At 45.0% G+C, this 1,165-nt stretch carries 1 protein-coding gene; it reads right to left on the bottom strand.

The window, feature by feature from the left end; genetic code table 11:
• Nucleotides 1-22: 22 nt before the first annotated feature.
• On the bottom strand, nucleotides 23-1,075 hold the full coding sequence (locus H9625_RS17350; protein WP_087428520.1) for an IS1595 family transposase: 1,053 nt from the start codon (nucleotides 1,073-1,075) through the stop codon (nucleotides 23-25).
• Between the last annotated feature and the right edge of the window lie 90 nt (nucleotides 1,076-1,165).

A 1,165-nucleotide genomic window follows, 5' to 3' on the forward strand; every position in this document is an offset into this window, starting at 1 on the left:
GTGATAAATGTACTAACAAACCTTAAACGATTTCATCGTCCGGTAAGTAGTAGTCTCTCCATTTGATGTCCGATGTGTAAATGGCGGCAATCTTAACCAACCTATCAAACAGGTCATATTTCGGGTCGCATGAATCTTTGAAGAATCTTCTGTTGAATTTCCAGCAGAATTCATTCAAGTAAAGTTGCAAGAACTGCTTGTCAACCTCACCATGAATGGCAGCAATGCCACTTCGGCAGCGTCCTATGACAACATGCACCCAAGGCAAATGAGTCTTGACAACAGAATCCACATTGCTCTCAACATGCCGTTCATACCCTTTGAAGTACCCTTCGAAGTTTATGTGCGAGGAGGAACCGTCTGAAACGATGACCGTATCCTTGTCAATGTGTTTACGTACTATTTTGTCCAACGTGTCAGCACTCAGATTGTCAATCACAAACATCTTTATGTAATGGACAACCTTTCCGATGCTTTGCCTTTCCGCTTTTTTAGCCAATTTGGATGCTTTTCTTATGGATTGCTCTGTTGCCTCGCACAAGTATTGCTGCAGTACAGTGTCAACAGGCTTGCTTTCAACGATGACAAGTACCTTAGCTTGCTGTTGGCTTCCTGCCCCGCGCTTGATTTTCTCACCGCGCGCCTCTTCAGGAATCCGTATCGGAAAGAACGCCTCATCGAGCTCCACTTCATCCGACAATTGGTATATGGAATCCCGCTTTCCCATGATGTTCCTCAACTTCATCATCATAAGCCACACGGGAGGGTATTGTTCTATCCGCAGCTGGTGCTGGACTTCTTTTGCGGAAAGCACCTGCTTGATGGACGTCATAAGGTGCATGGCATAGAACCAAGTACGAAGGGACAACTTGCTGTGTTCCATTACCGTCCCCTTGGTCAAGGGAATGCTGCAACCGCATTTTGTACACTGAAACGCTTTTCTCCCTTGCAGCCACTTATCAGTTTTGACACCGCAATTAGGGCAGGAAACGCCTTGGATGATGCGAATGTCTCTAAAATAAGACACGCAGGATTCTTCCGTCGGAAAACGACCTTCAAATTGACTTAGCAGCATATGGCTTTTCTTGCAAATTTAGTCGCTTTCATTCCATTAGAAAAGCTGCACCAGCGGACTTAACAGATTTTAGTACATTTATCACCACAC

Source organism: Phocaeicola intestinalis, assembly GCF_014837065.1.
Classification (GTDB): domain Bacteria; phylum Bacteroidota; class Bacteroidia; order Bacteroidales; family Bacteroidaceae; genus Phocaeicola; species Phocaeicola intestinalis.